25 protein-coding genes are annotated in these 24,485 nt (G+C 44.1%); 11 read left to right on the plus strand and 14 right to left on the minus strand.

Annotation, left to right across the window (positions count from 1 at the left end; all coding sequences use genetic code 11):
• Window positions 1-29 precede the first annotated feature (29 nt).
• Window positions 30-2,288 (minus strand): tetratricopeptide repeat protein, encoded by a 2,259-nt coding sequence (locus LMH68_RS11565; RefSeq protein WP_017063345.1) that lies wholly within the window; start codon window positions 2,286-2,288, stop codon window positions 30-32.
• Window positions 2,289-2,346: 58 nt separating this feature from the next.
• Entirely contained in the window at window positions 2,347-3,192 is an 846-nt protein-coding gene (queF, locus tag LMH68_RS11570) for an NADPH-dependent 7-cyano-7-deazaguanine reductase QueF (RefSeq protein WP_017087479.1), read from the minus strand.
• A 131-nt stretch (window positions 3,193-3,323) separates the two neighbouring features.
• Between queF and syd the strand changes: the two genes are divergently transcribed.
• The gene (gene syd / locus LMH68_RS11575; RefSeq protein WP_017063346.1) at window positions 3,324-3,869 is read left to right on the plus strand and encodes a SecY-interacting protein; all 546 of its coding nucleotides are present in this window, start codon (window positions 3,324-3,326) and stop codon (window positions 3,867-3,869) included.
• Between the two features lie 4 nt (window positions 3,870-3,873).
• The gene (locus LMH68_RS11580) at window positions 3,874-4,650 is read left to right on the plus strand and encodes a Zn-ribbon-containing protein (protein ID WP_017060766.1); all 777 of its coding nucleotides are present in this window, start codon (window positions 3,874-3,876) and stop codon (window positions 4,648-4,650) included.
• Window positions 4,651-4,770: 120 nt separating this feature from the next.
• Here the strand turns inward: LMH68_RS11580 and LMH68_RS11585 are convergent, their stop codons facing one another.
• From LMH68_RS11585 to metN, 3 genes are all read right to left on the minus strand, one after another.
• Entirely contained in the window at window positions 4,771-5,580 is an 810-nt protein-coding gene (locus tag LMH68_RS11585) for a MetQ/NlpA family lipoprotein (protein WP_017060765.1), read from the minus strand.
• 66 nt (window positions 5,581-5,646) lie between these two features.
• On the minus strand, window positions 5,647-6,330 hold the full coding sequence (locus tag LMH68_RS11590; RefSeq protein ID WP_017060764.1) for a methionine ABC transporter permease: 684 nt from the start codon (window positions 6,328-6,330) through the stop codon (window positions 5,647-5,649).
• Complete coding sequence (metN, locus tag LMH68_RS11595; RefSeq protein WP_017060763.1) at window positions 6,320-7,354, minus strand: methionine ABC transporter ATP-binding protein MetN; 1,035 nt, start codon at window positions 7,352-7,354, stop codon at window positions 6,320-6,322. The genes LMH68_RS11590 and metN overlap by 11 nt, the downstream gene beginning before the upstream one ends.
• Before the next feature lie 207 nt (window positions 7,355-7,561).
• Here metN and gmhB point away from each other — a divergent pair, with 207 nt between their 5' ends.
• From gmhB to treC, 5 genes are all read left to right on the plus strand, one after another.
• A complete protein-coding gene (gene gmhB, locus LMH68_RS11600) occupies window positions 7,562-8,146 on the plus strand; it encodes a D-glycero-beta-D-manno-heptose 1,7-bisphosphate 7-phosphatase (RefSeq protein WP_017060762.1) in 585 nt (194 codons plus the stop codon).
• A 112-nt stretch (window positions 8,147-8,258) separates the two neighbouring features.
• The gene (locus tag LMH68_RS11605; RefSeq protein WP_229647157.1) at window positions 8,259-8,600 is read left to right on the plus strand and encodes an MliC family protein; all 342 of its coding nucleotides are present in this window, start codon (window positions 8,259-8,261) and stop codon (window positions 8,598-8,600) included.
• A gap of 91 nt (window positions 8,601-8,691) precedes the next feature.
• Window positions 8,692-9,636, plus strand: a complete 945-nt coding sequence (treR, locus tag LMH68_RS11610) for a trehalose operon repressor TreR (protein ID WP_017060760.1) — start codon at window positions 8,692-8,694, stop codon at window positions 9,634-9,636.
• Between the two features lie 204 nt (window positions 9,637-9,840).
• On the plus strand, window positions 9,841-11,265 hold the full coding sequence (gene treB, locus LMH68_RS11615; RefSeq protein ID WP_229647156.1) for a PTS trehalose transporter subunit IIBC: 1,425 nt from the start codon (window positions 9,841-9,843) through the stop codon (window positions 11,263-11,265).
• Between the two features lie 141 nt (window positions 11,266-11,406).
• Window positions 11,407-13,092: an alpha,alpha-phosphotrehalase gene (gene treC / locus LMH68_RS11620; RefSeq protein ID WP_229647155.1), complete on the plus strand. Its 1,686-nt coding sequence runs from the start codon at window positions 11,407-11,409 to the stop codon at window positions 13,090-13,092.
• Window positions 13,093-13,273: 181 nt separating this feature from the next.
• On the opposite strand, the gene LMH68_RS11625 is transcribed toward treC, so the two are convergent.
• A complete protein-coding gene (locus LMH68_RS11625; protein ID WP_017060757.1) occupies window positions 13,274-13,876 on the minus strand; it encodes a YitT family protein in 603 nt (200 codons plus the stop codon).
• Window positions 13,877-14,223: 347 nt separating this feature from the next.
• Here LMH68_RS11625 and glyA point away from each other — a divergent pair, with 347 nt between their 5' ends.
• Complete coding sequence (glyA, locus tag LMH68_RS11630) at window positions 14,224-15,474, plus strand: serine hydroxymethyltransferase (protein WP_017066387.1); 1,251 nt, start codon at window positions 14,224-14,226, stop codon at window positions 15,472-15,474.
• 506 nt (window positions 15,475-15,980) lie between these two features.
• Here glyA and LMH68_RS11635 read toward each other — a convergent pair.
• The 6 genes from LMH68_RS11635 to tsaA form a co-directional block, all read right to left on the minus strand.
• Window positions 15,981-16,307, minus strand: coding sequence for a hypothetical protein (locus tag LMH68_RS11635; protein ID WP_017072003.1), 327 nt, complete (start codon window positions 16,305-16,307; stop codon window positions 15,981-15,983).
• A 230-nt stretch (window positions 16,308-16,537) separates the two neighbouring features.
• Window positions 16,538-16,729, minus strand: coding sequence for a DUF4250 domain-containing protein (locus tag LMH68_RS11640; RefSeq protein ID WP_004738555.1), 192 nt, complete (start codon window positions 16,727-16,729; stop codon window positions 16,538-16,540).
• A 1-nt stretch (window position 16,730) separates the two neighbouring features.
• Window positions 16,731-16,934, minus strand: a complete 204-nt coding sequence (locus LMH68_RS11645; protein ID WP_008222923.1) for a YaeP family protein — start codon at window positions 16,932-16,934, stop codon at window positions 16,731-16,733.
• A 168-nt stretch (window positions 16,935-17,102) separates the two neighbouring features.
• On the minus strand, window positions 17,103-17,792 hold the full coding sequence (locus LMH68_RS11650; protein WP_229647154.1) for a tellurite resistance TerB family protein: 690 nt from the start codon (window positions 17,790-17,792) through the stop codon (window positions 17,103-17,105).
• A gap of 190 nt (window positions 17,793-17,982) precedes the next feature.
• A complete protein-coding gene (locus tag LMH68_RS11655) occupies window positions 17,983-19,698 on the minus strand; it encodes a proline--tRNA ligase (protein WP_010436451.1) in 1,716 nt (571 codons plus the stop codon).
• 101 nt (window positions 19,699-19,799) lie between these two features.
• A complete protein-coding gene (tsaA, locus tag LMH68_RS11660; RefSeq protein WP_017063354.1) occupies window positions 19,800-20,495 on the minus strand; it encodes a tRNA (N6-threonylcarbamoyladenosine(37)-N6)-methyltransferase TrmO in 696 nt (231 codons plus the stop codon).
• A gap of 124 nt (window positions 20,496-20,619) precedes the next feature.
• On the opposite strand from tsaA, the gene LMH68_RS11665 reads away from it, so the two are divergent.
• From LMH68_RS11665 to LMH68_RS11675, 3 genes are all read left to right on the plus strand, one after another.
• A complete protein-coding gene (locus LMH68_RS11665) occupies window positions 20,620-20,823 on the plus strand; it encodes a type B 50S ribosomal protein L31 (RefSeq protein ID WP_229647153.1) in 204 nt (67 codons plus the stop codon).
• Between the two features lie 58 nt (window positions 20,824-20,881).
• Window positions 20,882-21,007: a type B 50S ribosomal protein L36 gene (gene ykgO / locus LMH68_RS11670; protein WP_083190210.1), complete on the plus strand. Its 126-nt coding sequence runs from the start codon at window positions 20,882-20,884 to the stop codon at window positions 21,005-21,007.
• A 387-nt stretch (window positions 21,008-21,394) separates the two neighbouring features.
• Window positions 21,395-22,981, plus strand: a complete 1,587-nt coding sequence (locus tag LMH68_RS11675; RefSeq protein ID WP_017066391.1) for an AbgT family transporter — start codon at window positions 21,395-21,397, stop codon at window positions 22,979-22,981.
• 112 nt (window positions 22,982-23,093) lie between these two features.
• Here LMH68_RS11675 and LMH68_RS11680 read toward each other — a convergent pair whose 3' ends face one another.
• Window positions 23,094-23,537 (minus strand): YaiI/YqxD family protein, encoded by a 444-nt coding sequence (locus LMH68_RS11680; RefSeq protein WP_017063355.1) that lies wholly within the window; start codon window positions 23,535-23,537, stop codon window positions 23,094-23,096.
• A gap of 54 nt (window positions 23,538-23,591) precedes the next feature.
• A complete protein-coding gene (locus tag LMH68_RS11685; protein ID WP_017069390.1) occupies window positions 23,592-23,879 on the minus strand; it encodes a hypothetical protein in 288 nt (95 codons plus the stop codon).
• Window positions 23,880-24,485 lie beyond the last annotated feature (606 nt).

The raw sequence follows: 24,485 nt of genomic DNA on the forward strand, positions 1-24,485 counted from the left end.
ACGACTTGCAAGTCTTAACCGCTTGCAATTCAGTCATCTTTTAGCATTTTTTTGATGTTGTCCTCATTCTGGTACGACGATTGTATTTTTATTAACCCTTGATTAATGGCATGTTTACAAGCTTCTCGTATGTTACCAGTTGCAAGGCTTGCCGCTGGTGCGTTATCGATAGCTTTGAGGTATACCCATTGGCTAGTGCGTTCTTTCAAGCTGATTTCACGCGCTAGGTTGGTCGACATCAACAATACATCTAATAGCTCTTGGTCATTAATCGCGGTGTAAGCTCGTGGTAAAAACGGGTAGTCAGCGATGCCCATTCGAATCGTTCGGTTGATATTACGTTCTGGCTCGAAGTCATTTACCCACGATTGAATCTTTAGGAACATCGCTTCTGGTGATGAATCACGATCTGAATTTGGCTCTATATAAAGCAAGTTCGCATCTGAGAAATGATAGACGCGAGCTGGGCCTTCCAGTTTTGATTTTAAGAAATCACCGAAAGCATCTTCGAGCTCTAAGCCCGCTTTATAACCATTTTGCGTATACATGTTGCGCAGGAAAGGTAAGTCAATCATAACGAAGCGTAAGCGGTCGTTTAATGGTTCATAAATCAACTCCCCAAGCTGCCATTGCTCGAAGGTTTGGCTGGTTTGCTCTAACGAATTTGAGAGCTTAGCATTGAGCATTCTTAGGTTCGGAAGCTTTGAACGTGAGTGCGTAAAAAGATCAGTACGCAGCGAATCCACTTCTTTAGCTAAGGTTTGGATGAGGTAGCCTCTGCGTAGTACAAAGAAGAATAGGACGATGCTGAACAGAAATAGGGCGAAGGATATCTTTTGGAATTTACGATGCTCTAACTTATACCTTTCTAATTCTTGCGCTTGACCAGCGTAGTGCAAAGTTTGTTCAGCAAACTCTTTCTGCTGACGGAATGCATCCTCACCTACACGATTGAGTTTTTGCTGCTCTAAAGAAACTAAACTGTTGTACTGCTTGAGATTCGCTAATGCTTGTTGAGGACGACCTGCTTGTTCATAGCCTAAGGACAGTAAGTAATACGAACGCTGTGACAGGTGCATATTTTCTATCTGACGTGAAATTTCAAGTGCACGTGTCGCATGCTTGATTACGTCATCGCTCTCTTGTAGATGATAAGCTAACCCTGCCGACAGCAGCGCAGCGCGGCCTTCCAGTTTTGGAATATCTGTGTACTCCAACAGCTCAAGAGCGCGTGTTAGGTATTGTTCTGCAAGAGGGTAGTTATAAAGGCGTAAGTAGGTAGCTGATAAACTCAGACGAATATCAATGACTTGTTGGATATCTCGGTCGGTGCTTTCATGGTCCAAAACGTTGAAGAAATGCACTAACGCAAGGTTATATTTTCCTTGAAAGAAGTATACATCACCCATTTTTTTAAGCACTTGTGCCAAAACAGGTGAGTTTTCAAAGCTATCATAGAAATCAGCAGCTTGAGATAAGTGCTCGAGAGCTTTATCTAACACTTGGCGTTCAAAGAAAAGCTGAGCAAGCAGGCGGTTTACTTTTGCTAAGCGTGAGCTCAGATTACCTTCTACGGATTTCCAGTAGCCATACAACAACTCAGATAGTGCGTGGTTGTACTCTTTATGGGTTAGATAAAATTCACCGACCGCGATGTGGTAGTCGATAGTCACTTTTTCTGAGTAACGCTGATCGAGGTAGGTTTTCGCTTCTTGGTAGAACTTCTCGGCTTCATCGACCTTATTGTCATAAGAGGCAATATCAGCTTTCAGCATGATCAAACGATAGGTAATACCTTCTGTTAAACGCAAGGTTTTATTCACCGATTCTAGGTTTGCTTCGATACTCGCCAGCTCTGTTTTTGCTTTGGCTGATTTCCTGTCACTCAGCCAAAGTAAGCGTACTTTTAGGATCTCAAGATCCAGTTTTAGGTACTCAAGCTTATAGGTTTTCGCAAGCTCAAATGCTTTGTCGATATGTTGAATCGCAATATGAATATTACCAAGGTTGTATTCTGCTTTCGCTAATATCTTGTAGGCATCAATACTGCTGTTTGGGGTTCTGATCGAAGAGTCTGTCTCTTCGCGAGAAATAGCCGATGGGCTTTTCTCGCTTTGGTCTGAAAGGATACGTAGCGTTAGGTAGCTGTTCGCCATTTGTTTTGCTTGGCTCGGCTCGATCTCAACCAAATTATTGGCTTCATTGAGTAGCGCCGACGAATAAACCGACGCATTGACCGATGTGCTTAAGCTTAAAATAAATAGACTAACAACGTATAACCAACGCATTTCAATGTCCCTTTAAAGATTTGGTAGGTTCAAATAAGTGTGGGTGGTTCTCGCCTGATTATTGGCGAGCCATACGCTTATTGTGGCTTGGTCTATCTTGCTCTGTTGAACGGTATGGGTTGATATCCAGACCACCACGACGCGTGTAGCGTGCGAACACAGTTAGCTTCGAAGGTGCGCAGTATTTCATGATGTCAGTGAAGATACGCTCAACACATTGTTCGTGGAATTCATTGTGCTCACGGAAAGAAACTAAATAGCGTAGCAGAGCTTCACGGTCAATTTGCTTACCAGAATATGCGATCTCAACGCTGCCCCAATCCGGTTGGTTGGTGATCAAGCAGTTCGACTTCAATAAGTGGCTATGCAGAGTTTCTTCTACTTCTTGTTCGCCAGCTGCACCTTCAAGCAGTGACGCTTCAAAATCATAGCTGGTGATTTGGATATCTTGGTTGTCGATACAGTCACCTTCCATCGTCACGATAGGTTGGTTAGTGTAGTCGGTTACTGAGTTTACATTCACAATCACAGGTTCGCCTGCGCATGCAGACAAATCTTGGGTCAGGCGCTCAGTGACTTGAGCCCAGTTTTCAAATTGAGTCTGGTTATAGCTGTTTAGGTACAGTTTGAAAGATTTTGATTCAATTAAATTTTGGCTGGTGGCTGGGATGAAAACTTCACCGACAGCCACTTGTGGTAGACCATTGGTGTTTAGCCACGAAAGCTCGTACATCGTCCAAATATCATGACCAACAAAAGGCAGCTCGCCGTTTAGCGCAAGATCATCGCGATTAAGGCTACGAGGCACTGGTTGCAATAAACTTGCATCGTATTGGTTAGAGTACTCAGTTTTTTGGCCAAGGGTTAAACCCGCTAGCTCTTTTGCGTCAGAATATTTGCTCATACTTTCGTTTCAAATTCGATTAGAATGGGGTCGATTTTACTGAATCCCCCTTACCCTGTCATTAAGTCATCGCTTAATCGGCGCGGAAAGGGCTCGGATTCTATTTATTATTTTGTGTTTAGGAGATTTTCATGACTCAACGTGCTCAAGACGCACTACTTTCTTTTAGTCAGCGATACGTTGACGCGTGGAAGCAGAAACACCAAAGCTTACCTCGTAATGAGGAGTTGGTGGACATCGTATCGCCATGCGTAGAAGAAAAGAGTGGCGATGCCGTGTTGTGGAAGCACTATCCACGTGAGCAATTCGCGGATTTCACCAACGTTGAAACCGGTATTGAGTTGACTCTGCATGAAGACATCAAAACTTTCTACGGCGCACAATTCAGCGCAGATATGAACGCAACTTTCGATGGTAACGAATTGACTCTGTTACAGATTTGGAGTGATGAAGACTTCGAATGCCTACAAGAAAACATTTTGGGTCACCTAGTAACTCAGCGTCGCTTGAAGCTAAAACCAACGGTTTTCATTGCCGCGACCGATGCTGAGCTGGATGTTATCTCTATCTGTAACCTAACGGGTAACGTGATTTTGGAGCGCTTAGGTACCAAAAATCGTGATGTGCTCGCCGAGACATTGGCAGAATTTTTAGAAAAGCTACAACCAGCGGTATAAATAGATGTACGTACTAGAACTTCAATTTGAGTGTTTTGATAACACAACGGTAAGCGCTGTCGACAAGGCGGTTAATGGCTTAATGGATGCACTTCGTTATAACGGACAAGTGTTAGGTCGTGAGTTCCCAATCGTGATGGGCGATGGTGAATTCTATGTTCGCGTTGTGTGCCCGGAGCAAGATAGCTTGCACCCGCGTAATCACTCAGACTTTGTGAAAGTGTGTTTTGATCGCTTGTCTAACGCGAGCCTACTAGCGCCTAAAATGCGTTTGCTAGGTCGAGATCTGAACTCAGAAGAAGTGGCAGAAGATGAAACACCAAGCTGGCAGGTGTTATACACGACATTCGTGCACACCTGTTCACCGCTGCGTAGTGGCGATAGCTTGCTACCAATCCCTTTGTATCGCAATCCACCTACCTTCAATGGCGACCATAAAGCCGTGTTGAAATGGCAGACCGAATGGCAAGCCTGTGATGAAGTACAAATGGGTGGTGGTTGTCGCGCGGAACATGCAACGCTAACCGAGATCAGTGATACGAAGAGTGTGCTGTTTAAACGCGGTTGGGGTCTAAGAGGGCGCATTGAGTATCTGACTAAGGTTCCAACCTACTACTACTTATACCGTGTCGGTGGGATCAGCCTGAAAGATGAAAAAGAGCGCAAATGCCCGCAATGTGGTGGTGAATGGCTGCTAGATGCGCCTATCCACGATATTTTCTATTTCAAGTGTGATGACTGCCGATTGGTGTCAAACATCTCTTGGGATCACCTGAAGTAATCGACTTTGTTTCGCTTAAATCTGAGATGCTTTACTTTCTAGCAAATCTTTATCATTAAAAAAGGGGCTGACGTTATGTCAGCCCCTTCGGGTATCTATACAGTGCTGTCGTTTAGTTGATTACCAACCTTTAACGACGCCACCTTGGAAGATGTCAGAAGCTGCGTTGTACACTTCTTCAGTTTGGTAAGCTTTAACGAAGTTTTGTACGTTTTCAGCGTTTAGGTTGTCTTCACGAGAAACGATTAGGTTTACGTAAGGAGAATCTTTGTCTTCAACGAATACGCCATCTTTTTGTGGAGTCAGGTTGATAGAGCTCGCGTAAGTTGTGTTGATGATAGATAGAGCAACATCATCAAGAGAACGTGGCAGTTGAGCTGCGTCTAGTTCAACAATCGTTAGGTTCTTAGGGTTACCCACGATGTCGCGAACTGTAGCTAGAAGACCTGCGCCTTCACGAAGTTCAAGAAGACCTTGTTGCTCAAGAAGAAGTAGAGAGCGACCTAGGTTTGTAGGGTCGTTTGGTACAGCAATACGAGCACCGTCTTGGATTTCGTCTACCGATTTCACTTCTTTAGAGTAACCCGCAATTGGGTAAACAAACGTGTTACCAGCGATAGTTAGCTTGTAGCCACGGTCAGCCACTTGCTGATCTAGGTACGGTGCGTGTTGGAATGCGTTGATGTCGATAGAACCATCATCCAGTGCTGCGTTTGGTGTTACGTAATCCGTGAAAGTAACCAGTTCAACGTCTAGGCCGTATTTCTCTTTCGCTACTTTAGCTGCCACTTCAGCAACTTGCGCTTCTGCACCTGCCATTACGCCAACTTTTACTTTAGAAGTATCCACTTCTTTATCGCCACAACCTGCTAGAACTAGCGCTGAAGCTGCTGCTGCGATAGTTAGTAAACCTTTAAGGTTAAATTTCATAATAATCTCCTTTTAATAAATCTATTTAATTAGGTTCAGACGACTCTACTCTTTATGTGTGAGTCTTTATCTGTGGTCAACACGGCGAACTAATGAATCACCGATTGATTGAATAATTTGTACCAGCACAATCAACATCACTACTGTCACAGCCATGATGGTCACATCGTAGCGGTGGAATCCGTAACGAATCGCGACATCACCTAGGCCACCTCCGCCTACAGTACCGGCCATTGCTGAGTAGCTCACCAGAGTCACTAGCGTAATCGTTACTGAGTTGATGATAGTCGGTAGTGCTTCTGGAAGCAGAACCTTATTGATGATTTGTGTTGGTGTTGCGCCCATTGATTGGGCCGCTTCCACTAGACCTGTTGGTACTTCAAGTAGTGCACTTTCGATAAGTCGAGCCACGAATGGGATAGCGCCAATCGTCAGTGGAACAATCGCTGCTGTTGTACCGATGAAGGTACCAATCAGCATCTTAGTCAGTGGAATAATCGCAACCATCAAAACTAAGAAAGGTACTGAACGACCCACGTTCACAATCGCACCTAGAATCTTGTTTACTTTGGTGTTCTCTAACAGGCCACCTTTTTTAGTCGTATGCAGAATCACGCCTAGTGGAATACCGACCGCGAAGCCAACAATGCCTGCAACAGCAACCATGTAAAGCGTTTCGCCTGTTGCGCCTAATAGAAGGTTACCGTTAAGGCTGATCCAGTCAGCAATCTCGTTGAAACTAAAGGACATAACCAAGCACCTCTACTTTTACATTGTTGTCGCGTAGGAATTGGATAGCAGCATTATCATCTGCTTCATTACCGAACAGTTCAGCAACCATCATGCCGAACTTCACGCCGCCGGCGTAATCAAGGTCAGAGCTTAGGATGCTGACATCGATATTGAATTTGCGTGCAATCTGAGTCATCAGCGGAGCATCAACCGTTGCGCCCGTAAACTCAAGACGTACCAACGGGTAGCTGCTGTTTACGCGAGTCTCTTGCAGGCGTGCTTGGTAATCTTCAGGGATCGTCAGATCCAACGTTGAACGAATGAATTGATGCGCTAGTTCAGTTTTAGGGTGAGCAAAGATGTCACCAACTGTGCCTTTCTCTACCAATTCACCACCGCCAATGATCGCCACTTCGTGACAAATGCTTTTCACTACATCCATCTCGTGCGTAATAAGCAGGATAGTGATGTTCAGCTTGCGGTTGATTTCACGCAGTAGCTCAAGAATCGATTGAGTGGTCGCAGGGTCCAATGCGCTGGTCGCTTCGTCACACAGCAGTACTTTCGGATCAGAGGCCAGTGCACGAGCAATCGCAACACGCTGCTTTTGACCGCCACTTAGGTTTGCCGGGTAGGTGTCTCGCTTATCCGCTAAGCCAACGAGTTCAAGTAACTCACTCACTTTTGCTTCAATAATCGCTTTATCTTTACCAGCAAGTTCTAAAGGCAGTGCTACATTGTTAAATACAGTACGAGAAGACAGCAGGTTGAAGTGCTGGAATATCATGCCGATGTTACGGCGCGCTTCGCTAAGTTCTGATTTGCTGAGTTTTGTTAGGTCGATACCGTCAACAATCACTTCACCAGAGGTCGGTGCTTCCAACATATTTACACAGCGGATTAGGGTACTTTTGCCTGCACCTGAAGAGCCGATGACTCCAAAGATTTGACCTTGAGGAATGTGGAGGTTGATATCAATTAAGGCATTGATTTCTTTAGTACCTTGATAAAAAACCTTGTTGACTTGATTCACTTTAATCATAGAGAAACCCGTGCAGGTAGAACAGAATAATATGTCGATAGCTCGCTCGATTTACAGACGATGCTATGGTGTTCTATGATCTAAGTCAATAGATATTTTTACGTCTAGACGGCTAAACGTCGATTGTATGGCTAAGCTAGAAACAATTCGTTAACGAACGCAAAACTAAATAGATAGTGATGAAGCAAATAAAGCGTGTAATAATTAATGATTAATAGAGAGTTGATAGAGAACAAAATTTTGTCTAAACCTGCTGTTTTTTTAGATCGTGATGGTGTGATTAACGTTGACCACGGCTACGTACATGATGAGCATGACTTTGAATACATTGACGGTGTGTTTGAAGCGGCGAAAGCGTTTAAAGATATGGGCTATTTATTGGTGCTAGTGACTAACCAGTCAGGCATTGCTCGCGGCATGTTTAGTGAAGACCGTTTTCTTTCTTTAACGCAGTGGATGGATTGGAACTTTGTTGATAATGGTGTCGAGCTCGATGGCATTTATTACTGTCCTCACCACGCTGAGCACGGTATTGGTGACTACAAGCAAGATTGTGAATGTCGTAAGCCAAAGCCAGGCATGTTCATTTCTGCTCGTGACTTTCTGAAGATTGATATGGCTAACTCGGTCATGATCGGCGATAAAGCGGAAGACATGATGGCTGCAGAAGCAGCAGGTGTTGGTACTAAAGTCTTGGTAAGAACGGGTAAACCCATCACTGAAAAAGGTGAAGCGTTGGCTAGCGTGGTACTTGATAGCATTAAAGACGTACCCGCTTTCTTAAAAGGCTAAACGTTTTATTTATCACTAAGGTATGGACCTATCATTAGGCACTTACATTAGGTTTGTTCGAACCTGTGAATAGGCTAAGTGTCGTTGACTATATAAAGATGAGGAACGAAGTATGAAAGCTATGTTGGTAGCATCTCTATGTACAGTAGCATTGGTTGGGTGCTCTAAATCAGCAGCCCCTGAGACTGATAGCGCAACATCGAATGATCAATTCGCGACTTTTCAATGTGAGTCTGACGTCTCGTTTGATGTGTCTTACCTTGATAATGAAAAAGCGGTACTACGCTTGCCTGATAATGAATACCGCCTGACTCAAGTTCCAGCGGGCTCAGGAACCAAATACATCTTAGATGATGGCACTTCAGAGATGATTAACAGCATCACTTTGCGCACGAAAGGTGACAATGCGCGTCTAGAACTTGGTCGCGTAGTCTATCGAAATTGCCAAAAGTAAGTCATAGTAAGAACTGCTAGTATTTACAAACAGTTAAGTGAGGGAATCTACCCTCACTTTTTCTTCTCTTCTCTTTAACGTTAGACTTTTTATGAGCAAAAAACTCACTATTCTTGATATTGCAAAGCTGTCCGGTGTTGGTAAGTCAACCGTATCACGCGTTCTGACCAATGATCCAAAAGTGAAACCTGAAACCCGTGAAAGGGTGGAAAGAGTAATTCAAGAATCTGGGTACACGCCTTCAAAATCTGCGCAATCGATGCGCGGTGGCAGTCAAAAAGTCATCGGCGTAATCATTTCTCGTCTGGACTCTCCTTCTGAAAACAAAGCGGTAAGTACGATGCTGGCCGAGTTGTATCGAGCGGATTACGATGTCGTGATCATGGAAAGCCAACTTGATAGAGATAAAGCCAATGAGCACCTGCAAGTTCTAAAGCGTCGTAACGTTGATGGCATTATTGTATTTGGTTTTACTGACTGCGATATTCCGGCAATCGAAGCTTGGGAACACAAAGCGGTGGTGATTGCTCTGGATACCGAGAACGTGACGTCGATTAACTATGATAACCAACAGGTGATCAATAGTGCGTTGGTGCATTTATCGGATCAAGGGATCTCTGACGTTGGCTTTATCGGGGTTGATCCTAGTGATAAATCAACCGGTGAACTGCGTCTTAAGGCTTATCTCGATTGGTGTGAAAACACAGGTTCAGTGGCAAACTATCGTACTGGTCAACTTCATCACGAAAGTGCTTATCAGCTGGTGGATGAGGTGTTAACTCCCGCGACTCAAGCGATCGTTTGTGCCAGTGATACGCTGGCTCTTGGTGTAATCAAGCGTCTGCAAGAACTACAACGTGAAGATGTGGTCGTCACCGGCGTTGGTGGCAATGATCTTCTCTCTTTCTTATTCCCACGAGTATTTAGCATTGATCCTGGTTACCAATCTGCAGGTAAGCTGGCTGCTAATCTATTGATCTCTCAGCTTTTAGGCAATTCAGAGATCTCTCATCACACTCAATCTCCGATTCTATAATCCACTCAATTAAGCGAAATTTAACCGCTTAGATTAAAATTAGAGTGTGATCTCTTTCAATTAATGGGACTGTTCCCATTTAAATTTATCATTCATGCGGGCATTATAATAACCGTAATTGGGAATGTTCCCATAAATCTGAATCTGAGTGGTTATCACTGCATGGTTTAGATGAGTAATTGAATGAAACCAGGGTGGGGTAGTATGAGTAAGATAGCGAAGCAAGACGTTGCGCGTCTTATCGAGTTAGTCGGTGGCAAAGAAAATATTGCGAGTGTCAGCCATTGTCTGACTCGACTGCGTTTTGTATTGAACGATACAGAGCAGGCCAACAAAGCTGAACTCGAAAAACTGAAGCTAGTAAAAGGCTGTTTTACTAACGCAGGCCAATTCCAAGTCGTGATTGGCACTGAAGTTGATGAAGTGTACGCACTTCTGATTGATCAAACGGGTAAAGAGGCGTCATCAAAAGATGAGTCTAAGCTGGCTGCTCGTCAAAATATGAACTTCCTTGAGCGTGGTATCTCCCATTTAGCCGAAATTTTCGTACCACTGCTGCCTGCCATCATTACTGGTGGTCTGATTCTTGGTTTCCGTAATGTGATTGGCGACATTCGCATGTTCGACGGCAAAACCCTCGTTGAAATCAGCCAATTCTGGGCAACTGTTCACTCTTTCTTATGGCTGATTGGCGAAGCGATTTTCTTCTTCCTACCGGTTGGTGTGTGTTGGGCGACGGTTAAGAAGCTTGGCGGAACCCCTATTTTGGGTATCACGCTCGGTGTGACCTTGGTTTCCCCGCAATTGATGAACGCTTACATGATAGGTAAATCGGTACCTGAGGTGTGGGACTTTGGCTTGTTCGTGATTGAGAAAGTCGGTTATCAAGCACAGGTGATCCCTGCGATGCTAGCGGGTGTGGCTCTGGCGTTCATTGAGACTAACCTTAAGCGTATTGTACCTTCTTATCTGTACCTTGTTGTCGTGCCATTTGTATCGATTATTTTGTCTGTGATTTTAGCTCACGCTTTCATTGGTCCATTTGGCCGTATGTTAGGTGATGGCGTGGCATTCGCGGCTAAAGCAGCAATGACGGGTGACTTTGCGATTCTTGGTTCAGTGGTATTTGGCTTCCTTTACGCACCTTTGGTTATTACGGGTATTCACCACACAACCAACGCCGTCGACCTACAACTGATGCAAGACTTAGGCGGCACACCAATCTGGCCTTTGATTGCGCTATCTAATATTGCACAAGCTTCAGCGGTTGTTGGCATCATCATCTTAAGCAAACGCGAAGGCGAACGAGATATCTCGGTTCCAGCTGCAATCTCTGCTTACTTAGGTGTAACAGAGCCAGCGATGTACGGCATCAACCTTAAATACAAATTCCCAATGCTGAGCGCAATGATCGGCAGTGCCGCTGCGGCTGCTATCTGTGGTAGTGCAGGAGTGATGGCGAATGGTATCGGTGTTGGTGGCTTGCCAGGCATCTTATCGATTCAACCGCAATATTGGTCTGTTTACTTAATTGCGATGCTGGTGGCGATTGTACTACCCGTCACGTTAACACTGTTCTTCTATAAACGAGCACAGATGAAAGGCGAACTAGAAACCGCCAACGCGTAATGCATTTAATAAGCGATGACTCCAAAGTGAGCCATCGCTTTTTCTCTTAGTTATAGCTTTTTCTTTTAGTTATAACGGCTATTCGACCATGATTCACATGGTGATTTTTATTTTATATTTTCTGGTAAGTGAGTGTTAGAGATGGCGATGACTGAGCATGATGAAAGTTGGTGGAAAACCGCAACCATCTATCAAATCTACCCAAAGAGCTTTTGTGACAGTGGCAGTAAAGGTACTGGCGATATCAAAGGGATCATTTCAAAACTGGATTATCTTAAACACTTGAGTGTGGATGCCATTTGGTTAACCCCAGTTTACGCATCCCCAATGATCGATAACGGCTACGATATTTCAGATTACTACGCGATTAATCCTCAATTCGGCACCATGGAAGACTTCGACTTATTGCTGTCTGAAGCGCACCAACGTGGTATCCGTATCGTGATGGATATCGTGGTAAACCACACCTCGACAGAGCATGCATGGTTTCAATCTGCTTTGGGCGACAAAAACAGCTCTTACCGCGATTACTATATTTGGAAAGATCCCGTAGATGGTCAAGCACCAACTAACTGGCAGTCTAAGTTCGGTGGTAATGCGTGGGAACTAGATGAGGCGACTGGGCAATACTTCCTACACTTATTCGCCAAAGAACAGGCTGACCTCAACTGGGAGAACCCGGTTGTACGTGAAGAAGTGAAAGACGTTATCAGCTTTTGGGCAGAAAAGGGCGTTGATGGTTTCCGCTTGGATGTGATCAACCTGATTTCGAAGCAGCAAGACTTTCCTAATGATGATATCGGTGATGGCCGTCGTTTCTATACCGATGGTCCACGTGTACACGAATACCTGAAAGAGATCAGCGAAGCCGTATTTCAGAAGTACGGCAGCGTGACCGTAGGCGAGATGTCTTCAACCACGTTGGAACACTGCCAGCAATACTCAAACGTTGATAACAGTGAGCTATCGATGGTGTTTAACTTCCACCACCTTAAGGTCGATTACACCAATGGTGAGAAGTGGACCAATGCGCCGTTTGATTTCTTGCAGCTCAAGTCGATCTTCAATCATTGGCAAACGGGTTTGAACGGCAAGGGCTGGGGCGCATTGTTTTGGTGTAACCACGACCAACCGCGAGTCGTGAGCCGCTTAGGTGATGATCAGCAATATCGTGTTGAGTCGGCCAAGATGTTGGCTGCTTCTGTGCACATGATGCAAGGCACGCCTTATATCTATCAAGGTGAAGAGATTGGTATGACCAACCCTGGCTATACTGACATCAGCCAGTATCGTGATGTTGAGAGTACCAATATGTACGACATCATGGTTAACCGTGATGGTGTGGCTCATCAAGATATGATGGCGATTCTAGCGCAGAAATCTCGTGATAACTCTCGTACACCAATGCAATGGAATAGTGAGCCTTACGCCGGATTCTCACAAGCTCAGCCATGGCTTGATGTAGCGAATAATTACTCTGAGATTAACGCTGAGCAAGCACTGGAAGACAAAGACTCTGTTTTTTATTTCTATAAGAGCTTGATTGAGTTACGCAAACAAGTACCAGTGATTACGGATGGCAGCTATCAAGATCTATTGCCTGAGCACCCGTCGGTATTTGCGTACTCTCGTGAGAGTGAAGGACAAACTCTGCTGTGCATTAACAACTATTATGGTGAAGAGGCTGAATGCGTTTTACCTGAACGTTTTGAGATGGCAAAGGCTAAGAGCTTGTTGTCTAATTATCAAGTGAGCGAGAGTTTAGTGGCGTCTCATCATCAAGTTTTGCAACCTTACGAGACTCGTATTCTTTTGATTGAAGGGTAACCTTGTTTCATTTCAATGAGCCTAATTTTGATTCCCCTTAAAAGATTAGGCTTCTACAAAGGCTTTGGAGTGCTTCCCAAAGCCTTTTTTGTTTTAGTGATGGCTGGAATATCGTGCCTCGAGTCTACTTGCTAGAAGTTTGAGCATCGAGTGCCAGCAACGACAGAGCAGGTAATGAACTTTAAGACGCGTAATTCACCGAGTAGCGAGTTGGTTTGTGGTTCATTGCCAATACGATGTTCAATACTGCGGTGCCTAATACAGATACGGCAATCACCCAAGGTGACACGAAGAAGAACGATGCAAACAGAATACACGCATCAATACCCATTTGTGTTTTGCCTACCGAGATACCGTAGCGGTCTTGGATAAACAAGCACAGTACGTTGAAGCCACCCAGACTTGAGCGGTGACGGAATAGGATTAGCATACCTAAGCCCATTAGTAAGCCGCCGGCAACAGCACAATAGATCTCGTTATGAACTTCTAGCGAGATAACTAAGTATAAATGATCGGCAAACACAGACACTAAAGCACCAGAAATCGCACTGCTAATAGCAAAGCTACGGCCGAATCGTTTCCATGCTAATAAATAGAATGGACAATTGGCAACAAAGTACAAAATACCAAAGGTTACAGGCAAGAATTGACTCAAAAGCAGAGCCAAGCCAGTAGTGCCCCCGGTAAGCAGGTTCGCTGACTGTAAAAAGAAGACGCCTAACGCCACTAAAAACGTGCCAGTGAGAATCGCTACCCAATCTTCTTTACGTGAGTGTTTTTCCATCGTTTTTATAATTACCTAACCAATAAAGGCGTGCATAGTAGAGAAAAACCTTAGCTTTCGGTAGCTTGAGGGGCAAAATTAAGGTAAACCTATGTAATCTGCGTTTTACAGGGTGTAAAGCGTAAAATTGACAGTAAGCGCCATCTTTGGTTGGATAAGCCAAATAACCATGATGAATCTTATTTGTGATTATGAAAAAACTGCATGATAAAATTGCAATTAGCTCTTTATGACCTAGATCAAATTATGTAGAATGCGTCACATCAAAACGGTGACGGAAACGTTTGCTTTCGGTCGTTGTGTGGTTTTTTTGAAACTTTCAGTACAATCTGAGTCAGGAGATACAGATGCTTAAGCGTGACATGAACATTGCTGATTACGATGCGGATCTATTCGCAGCTATCCAAGAAGAAACTCTTCGTCAGGAAGAGCATATCGAACTTATCGCTTCAGAAAACTACACAAGCCCACGTGTAATGGAAGCTCAAGGTTCTCAGCTAACAAACAAATACGCTGAAGGCTACCCAGGCAAGCGTTACTACGGTGGTTGTGAGTACGTAGACAAAGTTGAAACTCTAGCAATTGAACGTGCATGTGAACTATTTGGTGCAGAGTACGCAAACGTACAGCCTCACTCAGGTTCTCAAGCAAATAACGCTGTATACATGGCACTACTAAATGCAGGCGATACGGTTCTAGGTATGAGCCTAGCACACGGTGGTCACCTAACTCACGGTTCTCCAGTAAACTTCTCTGGTAAGCTTTACAACATCATCCCTTACGGTATCGATGAAGCGGGTCAAATCGATTACGAAGAGATGGAAAAGCTGGCTATCGAGAACAAGCCTAAGATGATCATCGGTGGTTTCTCTGCTTACTCTCAAATCTGTGATTGGAAGCGCATGCGTGAAATCGCTGACAAAGTAGGTGCTTACCTGTTCGTAGATATGGCTCACGTAGCAGGTCTAATCGCTGCAGGCGTTTACCCGAACCCAGTGCCACACGCTCACGTAGTAACTACAACGACGCACAAAACGCTTGCGGGTCCTCGTGGTGGTCTAATCCTTTCTAACGAAGGCGAAGATCTTTACAAGAAGCTGAACTCAGCAGTATTCCCAGGCGGCCAAGGTGGTCCTCTAATGCACGTTATCGCTGGTAAAGCAGTAGCGTTCAAAGAAGCTCTAGAGCCAGAGTTCAAAGAATACCAAGCACGCGTTGTTGCTAACGCAAAAGCAATGGTTGCTGAATTCCTAGCTCGTGGTTACAACATCGTTTCAGGTTCTACAGAGAACCACCTGTTCCTAGTTGACCTAATCAACAAAGACATCACAGGTAAAGAAGCAGATGCAGCACTAGGTGCAGCAAACATCACTGTAAACAAGAACTCAGTACCAAACGACCCACGTAGCCCATTCGTTACTTCAGGTATCCGTATCGGTTCTCCTTCTATCACTCGTCGCGGTTTCTCAGAAGCAGACGCGAAAGAGCTAGCAGGTTGGATCTGTGACATCCTAGATAACATGGGTGATGAGTCTGTTATCGAAGCGACTAAAGCAAAAGTACTAGAGATCTGTAAGCGTCTACCGGTTTACGCTTAATTTTTCTGGCTCAAATAGCTTAATTTCTGTGTCAAAGGTGCTCATTTACATTCGTAAACTCCGCGCCTTTTCCTTGAACTAAAGCTATTTGATTGAAAAATACGATTTGAAAGGCTCCTGTTGGGAGCTTTTTTTGTTTTTTTGGGTATTACGTTGTCGAGCATGCTTACTTACATTCGTAAGCTCCGCGTGCTCTCCTAGAATTTCAAACAACTACTTTGAAAAATATTGATACTAGAGGCTCCTTAATAGGGGCCTTTTTTGTACTTGGAAGTTTTAAAATTGTTGTCGAGCATGCTCACTTACACCCGTAATCTCTGCGTGCTCTCTTAGAATTTCAAACAACTACTTTGAAAAGCAATGATACTAGAGGCTTCTTTAAAGGAGCTATTTTTTGTATCTGGTGGCTGGTGGATTTGGGATTAAGAGTAAAGAAAAGCGGGTATTAAAAAGGGTTAATACTTTCACATTAACCCTTTGGTATTTGGTATTTGGTAGTGTCGATTCTACTTTTTGATGCTAAGTAGGGTGCCTGACTTACACTTGAAAGAGTAGTAGTGGCGGCTTTCACTGAACTTACCTAGGCCTTCGCCATCGCAGTAGTCGATGTTGATATCACGCATTACTTCTAGTGTATCTTCGCTGTTCAAAGCGAATTTAGAGCCATCAGAGCAGACGATGCGAACTCGTTCATCATGGCTTACAGAGTAAATATCGACTTCAGTATTACACAGCTCAAAAGAGGCTTCGCGAAAGTTGTCTTGCTGAGTATTTGAAGCGCAACCTGCGGTGAGTGCGGCTGCGATAACGGCTAAAAGTCCGAGTCTTTTCATTGTTAATCCTTCACTATCATCAAGTTGGGTGATGAGTTTTATATGCTAGTTTGGGTAGCCTATACAACAATACGCTTTGGTTCAAGGCGCGTTCGTTGACTCTAAGATATAAAAGTATAGGTGCAGACAGATAATTTATAACGGGTTTGCTGCATGTTTGCTTGTTACGTATCACCAAAAAAAAGACCAACACAGAGGTTGGCCTTTAAATAGGAAGATTTTTTTAACGACTATCGAAACTGTTTAGCTTCTGGAAGATACTCAAAACCAGCAGACGCGAGCTTTGCGATCAATGCTGCTTTGTCGATTTCGTAGAAGTTGACCACTCGATCTAAATCACCGCCGAAGTCGTCACGAAGCTTCATGTTGACGATACTCATCAACATCACAGGATCCATTTTTTCAAAATTAGCGAGGTTCATATTAGTCCTCGAAATCTGAGATCAGCAGGTTTGCAGCGGCAAATGCTGCACGCTCACGCGCTTCTTTAGGAAGAGATTCATCTGCAGCAAGGTCATTCAATGTTTTTACCGCGCAGGTGATCGCTTTAGGGATATAGCCTTGGTCGCCACTGCCAATTTGAGAATACAGTTCACGCACCAAATCACAACAATCGTATACTTTCATTTTTATACCTAACCAAATGATAACTGATCTCAATATACACATAGAGATAAGCAAAAACAAAGTGGATCTGATTAAGTTCAGAGTTAGTTTGTTCTTGCTCAATATCTCATTCTGCTGACGCTCAATGTATCACTTTGCTAGCTTGTCGATTAGCCGGATATTGACCGTTTAACCAGAGATTTGCTGTTCGAGTTGATAAGTAACTTCATCAGCAAGGTTGAGTTGCTTGGCTAACTCTTTGAGGTAGGCCTTCTCCATGACGTTCTGCTCATCCGCTACAATCAAAGAGGCTAAGTAGATCTCACTCGCCTGTTGAGGTGACGTTGCCAGTTGAGCGATTTCGCTTGGGTCGAGTGGCTTATGCAGTTCTTCAGAGACCAATTTAGTCAGTTGATAATCAGCGCCCATATTCTCGACGGCTTGCTCTATCTTAGCCATCTCTTCTTCATCAACATGGCCATCAGCTTTAGACGCGGCAATCATCGATCGTAGAATCAGCACGCTGTGGTTTGCATCATTTTCATCAAACTGAGCCTGTTCGGCGTTAGGTGTCTGGCCTTGTTTGGACTGGTAGTCGTTGTAGACTTTATAAGCCAAAGCGCCCAGTGCTGCTGCGCCGCCAATCCCAGCCGCTTTCTTACCCATTTTCTTAGTCTTCTTAGAGCCCATTAACGCACCTAACAGTCCTCCGCCAACTGCGCCTGCACCGAAGGCTCCGAGTGTACTTTTACTGCTACTCTTGCTATTGCTGCCTTGAGAAAGGCCACTTAAACTTGAAGACCCTTGTGAAAGTTTCTGAGTACCTTGTTTTACGAGATCTGATTTAAGTGCTTGGTTCAGTAAGCTTTTGATATCCATCGATACCTCCAATGGTGAGCATGTCCAAAAAGTTGATGACACCAATATACGGATTTAAAGATGAACAGGGGATTAACTTACGTTATTTACTCTACTGATAAATAGAAGGGAGTTTGAAGCGAAATGACAGGCACAAAAAAGGCCACCTAACGGCAGCCTTTCAATGTTTATCTAGTCAGTAATCGGATTACTAAGCTAGTTGAGCCTTAAGGTGCTCGATAACCGTGTCCATTGCGATAGCTTCTTTATCACCAGTACGACGGTTTTTGTATTCGAAGTTACCTTCGTCCATGCTGCGATCGCCGATAACGATAGTGTGAGGGATACCCACAAGCTCGATATCTTTAAACATAACACCAGGGCGCTCTTTACGGTCATCGAATAAAACTTCGATACCCATAGCTGTTAATTCAGCGTATAGCTTCTCAGCTGCTTCTTTAACGCGCTCAGATTTGTGCATGTTCATTGGTACGATAGCAACTTGGAACGGCGCTAGTGCGTCTGGCCAAGTGATACCGAATTTATCGTGGTTTTGCTCGATAGCAGATGCAACAACACGTGAAACACCGATACCGTAACAACCCATTTCTAGGATTACGCTCTTACCATCAGGGCCAAGCACGTTACAGTTCATTGCTTTAGAGTAAGTATTACCTAGTTGGAAGATGTGACCAACTTCAATACCACGCTTAAGCTGGATAGTACCTTGACCACATGGGCTTAGGTCGCCTTCAACTACGTTACGTAGGTCTTCAACTTGAGCCAGCTCAACGTCACGACCCCAGTTGATGCCGAAGTAGTGCTTACCATCTACGTTTGCACCAGCGCCAAAGTCGCTCATTACAGCAACAGAGCGGTCAACGATGAATGGTAGCTCTAGGCCAACAGGTCCAAGTGAACCAGGACCTGCACCAACAAGTGCGCGGATTTCTTCTTCAGAAGCCATCTCTAGCGGAGAAGCAACCTGTGGAAGGTTTTCTGCTTTCACTTCGTTAAGCTCGTGGTCACCACGGATGATTAGAGCAATAATATCTGCTTCTACTTCATCAGATGCTTTAACGAATAGAGTCTTAACTGTCTTCTCGATTGCTAGACCGTGCTGCTCTACAAGTTCTGCGATTGTTTTTGCGTTTGGCGTATCAACCAATTCCATCTCTTGAGTAGGCGCTGCAACTTCTTCAGTAGGAGCTAGTGCTTCTGCTTTCTCGATGTTCGCTGCGTAATCAGATTCAGAAGAGAATGCGATTAGGTCTTCGCCGCTTTCAGCAAGAACGTGGAACTCTTGAGAGCCGCTGCCGCCGATTGCGCCAGAGTCTGCTAATACCGGGCGGTATTCAAGGCCCATGCGGTCGAATGCTTTACAGTAAGCATCGTGCATCGCTTGGTAAGACTTTTCTAAGCCTTCTTTGTCGATATCAAAGCTGTACGCATCCATCATAGAGAATTCACGTGCACGCATTACGCCAAAACGAGGGCGGCGCTCATCACGGAATTTAGTCTGGATTTGGTACAGATTTAGAGGTAGCTGTTTGTAAGAGCTGATCTCGTTACGTACTAGACTCGTTACCACTTCTTCAGCTGTTGGGCTAAGAACAAATGGACGAGAGTGACGGTCTGTGAAACGAAGTAGCTCAGGCCCCATCTTTTCAGAACGGCCAGTCTCTTCCCAAAGCTCAAACGGTTGAACTACGGGCATCAAGATTTCAACGGCACCTGCATTATCGATCTCTTGGCGAACGATATTTTCGACTTTACGCAGTACACGTAGACCAGTAGGTAGCCAAGTATATAAACCTGAAGCTAGCTTACGGATCATACCTGCACGTAGCATCAGCTGGTGGCTGATAACTTCTGCGTCGTTTGGAGTCTCTTTCAGAGTAGAAAGAAGGTAGTTACTGGTACGCATTCTATGGTATCCGTTTCATCATTGATAAAAGAAAACTTGCTGTCGTTCGTAACCACAGCAAATCTGATATAGCCGCATATAATATCAGCCTATTTGGGATCTCAAAAGCGTTCAATGTCAGTTACATTGATGAAAAGCGTTTCAACCACGAATTTCACGTTAAGATTGAACAAATTTACCGCATATTCCTTGTTGTCAGGCTTGCCTTTTTTATAGGCAGGTCGCGGATCTTGGCCTAATACTTCTTTGATCACCTGAATGATATGGCGCGCTTGTGGATGGCTTGCGAGCTTACTTTGCGCTTGCTGCGAAAAGTTAACGTCGAGCACTTCTGGTTCATCGGCGGCAAACCCTCCCAATGCATCCGGAATCGAATCTGAATAGGGGATATAAGGCTTGATGTCGATGATCGGTGTACCGTCTACTAAGTCGACGCTGCCGAGATCCAACCAAGTCTGTCCTTTCTCTTGAGACACACCTTTTAGTTCAACCGCAGACATGCCAATTCCATTTGGTCTGAATGTGGCACGTGACGCGAATACACCAATACGTTCATTCCCGCCAAGGCGAGGTGGCCTCACAGTTGGTTTCCAGCCTGCTTCAAGGTTCTTGTCGAACAGAAATAGTAACCAAACATGGCTAAATTGCTCTATATCACGAACAGACTCAAGGCAGTTTGCTGCATCAACCAATCTGACTCTTGAGGTGGATGTGGGTACCAACCTGGGCTGCCTTGGCACAGCGAACTTCTCTTTATAAGGAGACTCAATAAAGCCAACAGGTTCAATTGTGTACATAGTTGGGTGTTCTCTGATTACGATTAAGACGGAAAAATATCATAAAATCGCTTGTTTTTCTTTTGATAACAATTGTCACTTGTAGTGTTATAACATATCAAGTTGGTTATTTAAGGGGAATACAATGAAACCGAATATCCATCCAGATTACCGTCCCGTGGTTTTTCATGACACCAGTGTCGATGAGTACTTCTTAATCGGCTCAACGCTAAAAACAGACCGTACTATCGAATGGGAAGTCGGCAATACTTGCCCTTACTTCACGATTGAGGTGTCGCCAAAGTCGCATCCTTTCTATACGGGCAAACAACGAGTGCTACATAAATAGGGACGCGTTGCGAACTTCACTCGTCGTTTTGGTCAATTAGGTAAGGGAGCGAAATAGAATGAAAGTTGTGAAATCACTTAAAAGTGCGAAAAGTCGCCATCCTGATTGCCAGATAGTAAAGCGCAGAGGTCGTCATTATGTTATCTGCAAAACCAATCCGAGATTCAAAGCGGTTCAGAATTAGTCAGTCAAATTGATGTGACGCGAGTGTAAAAACGAGGGGAAAGTCAAACTTCATTCATTTGTCTGTTTTTCTTTTCCCTCGAGAAGAACCTGACAGGATATTGTGTATTAACTTATCGTATGGTGTGTTTTATTTTCAAGTGAATCAATGGGTTATACTATCACTTATATTTGTAGTGAATGTGTAATTGTGAATTATAAATCTAGATTTTGTATTTAATGTAGATTTATTTGCTAATTAATTGTTCAAATAGAGTTAAAAATCGTCGTTTGCTACACATTTTGTAACATTTTGAATTTCTAATTGATAATTTTGTCGCGTACCCTTCGCTGGCAATTTGAACATTTTTGTCACAATTGCATAGGAATCACTACAAGGAGGGAACTGATGAGTTCATCAGCTTCAATAAAAAACAACTCGCCAAAGAAACCTATTTTTACCCGTTTTCTCGATGGTGTTGAATATTTGGGGAACCTATTACCCCACCCGATCACTCTTTTCGCAATCTTCTGTGTCGCTATTCTAGTTACTTCAGGTATAGCAGGATATTTTGATGTCTCTGTTATGGACCCTCGTCCAGAAGGTGCTCCAGGTCGTGCTGCTGACGGCATGATCTACGTTGTAAGCTTACTTAATGCTGAAGGCTTACAGCTCATTGTTACTAATCTAGTGACAAACTTTGTTGGCTTTGCGCCATTAGGTACCGTGCTTGTTGCAATGCTAGGTGTAGCGATTGCTGAGCACTCAGGTCTATTATCTGCGGCGATGCGTGGCATGGTAATGGGCGCATCTAAGCGCATGGTTACGGTAACCGTAGTTTTCGCAGGTATTATCTCTAACACGGCTTCAGAGCTTGGCTATGTAGTACTTATCCCGCTTGCAGCAATGCTTTTCCACTCTTTGGGTCGTCACCCATTAGCAGGTCTAGCGGCAGCATTTGCTGGTGTATCTGGTGGTTACTCTGCAAACCTTCTAATCGGTACGGTTGACCCGCTGCTTTCTGGTATTACTACAACAGCAGCACAAATGATTGACCCGACTTACAACGTTGGTCCTGAATCAAACTGGTACTTCATGTTTGTTTCTACTTTCTTCATCGCGATTACAGGTGCATTTGTAACTGAGAAGATTGTTGAACCAAAACTGGGTAAATACAACGACGAAGAAGCGTCTGAAGATTTATCAAATGATTCAATGGGCAAGCTAACAGACGTTGAGAAGAAAGGCCTTAAGTTTGCGGGTATCGCAGTGCTAGCGGTTTCAGCGCTTCTTGCTTGGACGATTGTTCCAGCTGATGGTGTTCTACGTTCAGCAGCAGGTACGGTTTCAGGTTCTCCATTCCTGAAAAGTATCGTAGCGTTCATCTTCGTATTCTTCGCAGTTCCTGGTTTTGTTTACGGTAAAGTTACCGGCACAATGAAAACAGACCGTGATGTAATCAATGCAATGTCTAAGTCTATGTCTTCAATGGGCATGTACATCGTACTTGTGTTCTTCGCTGCTCAGTTTGTTGCTTTCTTCAAGTGGACTAACTTCGGTCAAGTATTCGCAGTTGCAGGTGCTACTTTCCTACAGGATATCGGCCTAACGGGTCCAATGTTGTTCTTCGCATTCATCCTAATGTGTGGCTTCATTAACCTGATGATCGGTTCGGCTTCTGCTCAGTGGGCAGTAACAGCGCCAATCTTCGTTCCAATGCTAATGTTAGTAGGTTACGCACCTGAAACGATTCAAGCGGCTTACCGTATCGGTGATTCAACAACCAACATCATTACGCCAATGATGAGCTACTTTGGTCTTATCCTAGCTGTAGCGACGCGTTACATGAAGAACCTAGGTATCGGTACTCTGATTGCAACTATGCTTCCATACTCAATCGTATTCTTGGTTGGTTGGAGCTTAATGTTCTACGTTTGGGTATTCGTATTTGGCCTACCAGTAGGTCCAGGTGCTGCAACGTACTACACGCCTTAGTTGTAGAGTAGGGGAAACCTTCTTCTAATTGATATTAAAAAAACCTGCATTGTTTGCAGGTTTTTTGATTTTTTATGGAGAGATAGAACTAGGTTAAGCTCGGATGAGCCAGCTAGCGTTTGGCTAGAATTCTATCTAAGTGGTTGGCAAACTCACGACGGTCGGTTTGAGAAAGGGCACTTGGTCCACCCGTTTGGATGCCACTTGAGCGCATGGTATCCATAAAGTCACGAATGTTCAGACGCGCTTTAATGGTCTCTTTGGTGTAAAGCTCACCACGAGAGCTGAGTGCTTGCCCACCTTTAGTGATCACTTCGTCAGCCAGAGGGATATCGGATGTAATCACAAGATCGCCGGGTTCAGTGCGCTTTACGATTTCATCATCAGCAATATCAAACCCGCTTGGCACTTGAATTGAGTGAATGTTATTGCGTTTAGGAACGGGAACCAGATGGTTTGCCACAAAGGTACATTCAACCCCTGTGCGCTCAGCTGCGCGTACGATTGTTTCTCGGATAACCTTTGGACAAGCGTCCGCATCAACCCATATCTTCATAGTGTTCTATTTCTCTGTTAGCTTATTTATCGGTCAACTTATTGCTCAGTTGCCTTATTGATCAGTTAGTTTAGCTTCAAGCATGGCAACGCGAGCAGTGAGTTCAAGGATTTGCTTTTCCAGTTGGCTAACACGATCAAGTGCTGGCTCTTCTTGTGTCGCGACTTCAACTTTAGGAACACGATTTGCGCTTTTCCAGCTCTTGATGGTCGTAATTAAAGCGGGCATCGGAACGGATGTGCTCATACGAGCCTTAACTAAAGCAACTGTCGGCTCTTTCCCTTGCGCTTGCAGTCCTTCAAGCACTGATTTCAACTCTTCAGAAACATCTTTTGTCAGCATGTTGATCTCCATTTTTAGTCTTTAGTCATTTTACTCGCTCTGGTGAATGATAGCGAATCATAAAACCGCCTATGGCTTGTGAGAGATCTCTTACAAAGGTTGTGAGATAACACGAATACATCGCTAGAGAGATTGATGTTCACATGGTTAAGGTGTTGAATTTTAATTGTTTTATATAATTAACAACTTTCTTGAATTCAAAATGTGATGCAAATCTATTGTCCGAAATCCTAAATCGCGTAAATTAAACCTTGTCGGAAGGATTCTGACACGGAACAGGAAAGCACCAAGGATTTGGTTATCTTCAGGATGAAGATTTGGTTACTTAGGATTGAGTGATCAAGCATGGAGCGTAAGGACATTGTAGGGATACAGTCAGTTAACAGGAAGTTAGCTGCAACGGAATGACAATGGACACCTTTAGGATTAAAGGGTTGGATTAGCATCAGGACGATGTAAAGGACACCGCTCACGGAACAAGTGATGTGCGCTAACTAGGATTGTTAGCTTTCAGGATGATTGGACACCGCTAGGACGGCGAAGTAAAGGAAAGAGCTGAAGGATTACAGCCACTATTATGGATGATGCATGGAGCATTAATTAGTA

This window comes from Vibrio sp. F13 (assembly GCF_020806305.2).
Classification (GTDB): domain Bacteria; phylum Pseudomonadota; class Gammaproteobacteria; order Enterobacterales; family Vibrionaceae; genus Vibrio; species Vibrio crassostreae_C.

Coding starts and splice junctions, on each gene's coding strand:
- LMH68_RS11640 (WP_004738555.1), bottom strand. CDS start 16,729: ATGAACCTCGCTAATTTTGAAAAAATGGATCCTGTGATGTTGATGAGT.
- LMH68_RS11685 (WP_017069390.1), bottom strand. CDS start 23,879: ATGCTGACAAAAGATGTTTCTGAAGAGTTGAAATCAGTGCTTGAAGGA.
- LMH68_RS11585 (WP_017060765.1), bottom strand. CDS start 5,580: ATGAAATTTAACCTTAAAGGTTTACTAACTATCGCAGCAGCAGCTTCA.
- LMH68_RS11680 (WP_017063355.1), bottom strand. CDS start 23,537: ATGAAGATATGGGTTGATGCGGACGCTTGTCCAAAGGTTATCCGAGAA.
- LMH68_RS11650 (WP_229647154.1), bottom strand. CDS start 17,792: ATGGATATCAAAAGCTTACTGAACCAAGCACTTAAATCAGATCTCGTA.
- LMH68_RS11675 (WP_017066391.1), top strand. CDS start 21,395: ATGAGTTCATCAGCTTCAATAAAAAACAACTCGCCAAAGAAACCTATT.
- tsaA (WP_017063354.1), bottom strand. CDS start 20,495: ATGTACACAATTGAACCTGTTGGCTTTATTGAGTCTCCTTATAAAGAG.
- ykgO (WP_083190210.1), top strand. CDS start 20,882: ATGAAAGTTGTGAAATCACTTAAAAGTGCGAAAAGTCGCCATCCTGAT.
- queF (WP_017087479.1), bottom strand. CDS start 3,192: ATGAGCAAATATTCTGACGCAAAAGAGCTAGCGGGTTTAACCCTTGGC.
- LMH68_RS11590 (WP_017060764.1), bottom strand. CDS start 6,330: ATGTCCTTTAGTTTCAACGAGATTGCTGACTGGATCAGCCTTAACGGT.
- treR (WP_017060760.1), top strand. CDS start 8,692: ATGAGCAAAAAACTCACTATTCTTGATATTGCAAAGCTGTCCGGTGTT.
- glyA (WP_017066387.1), top strand. CDS start 14,224: ATGCTTAAGCGTGACATGAACATTGCTGATTACGATGCGGATCTATTC.
- LMH68_RS11625 (WP_017060757.1), bottom strand. CDS start 13,876: ATGGAAAAACACTCACGTAAAGAAGATTGGGTAGCGATTCTCACTGGC.
- LMH68_RS11580 (WP_017060766.1), top strand. CDS start 3,874: ATGTACGTACTAGAACTTCAATTTGAGTGTTTTGATAACACAACGGTA.
- LMH68_RS11565 (WP_017063345.1), bottom strand. CDS start 2,288: ATGCGTTGGTTATACGTTGTTAGTCTATTTATTTTAAGCTTAAGCACA.
- syd (WP_017063346.1), top strand. CDS start 3,324: ATGACTCAACGTGCTCAAGACGCACTACTTTCTTTTAGTCAGCGATAC.
- gmhB (WP_017060762.1), top strand. CDS start 7,562: ATGATTAATAGAGAGTTGATAGAGAACAAAATTTTGTCTAAACCTGCT.
- LMH68_RS11655 (WP_010436451.1), bottom strand. CDS start 19,698: ATGCGTACCAGTAACTACCTTCTTTCTACTCTGAAAGAGACTCCAAAC.
- metN (WP_017060763.1), bottom strand. CDS start 7,354: ATGATTAAAGTGAATCAAGTCAACAAGGTTTTTTATCAAGGTACTAAA.
- LMH68_RS11645 (WP_008222923.1), bottom strand. CDS start 16,934: ATGAAAGTATACGATTGTTGTGATTTGGTGCGTGAACTGTATTCTCAA.
- LMH68_RS11665 (WP_229647153.1), top strand. CDS start 20,620: ATGAAACCGAATATCCATCCAGATTACCGTCCCGTGGTTTTTCATGAC.
- LMH68_RS11635 (WP_017072003.1), bottom strand. CDS start 16,307: ATGAAAAGACTCGGACTTTTAGCCGTTATCGCAGCCGCACTCACCGCA.
- treC (WP_229647155.1), top strand. CDS start 11,407: ATGGCGATGACTGAGCATGATGAAAGTTGGTGGAAAACCGCAACCATC.
- treB (WP_229647156.1), top strand. CDS start 9,841: ATGAGTAAGATAGCGAAGCAAGACGTTGCGCGTCTTATCGAGTTAGTC.
- LMH68_RS11605 (WP_229647157.1), top strand. CDS start 8,259: ATGAAAGCTATGTTGGTAGCATCTCTATGTACAGTAGCATTGGTTGGG.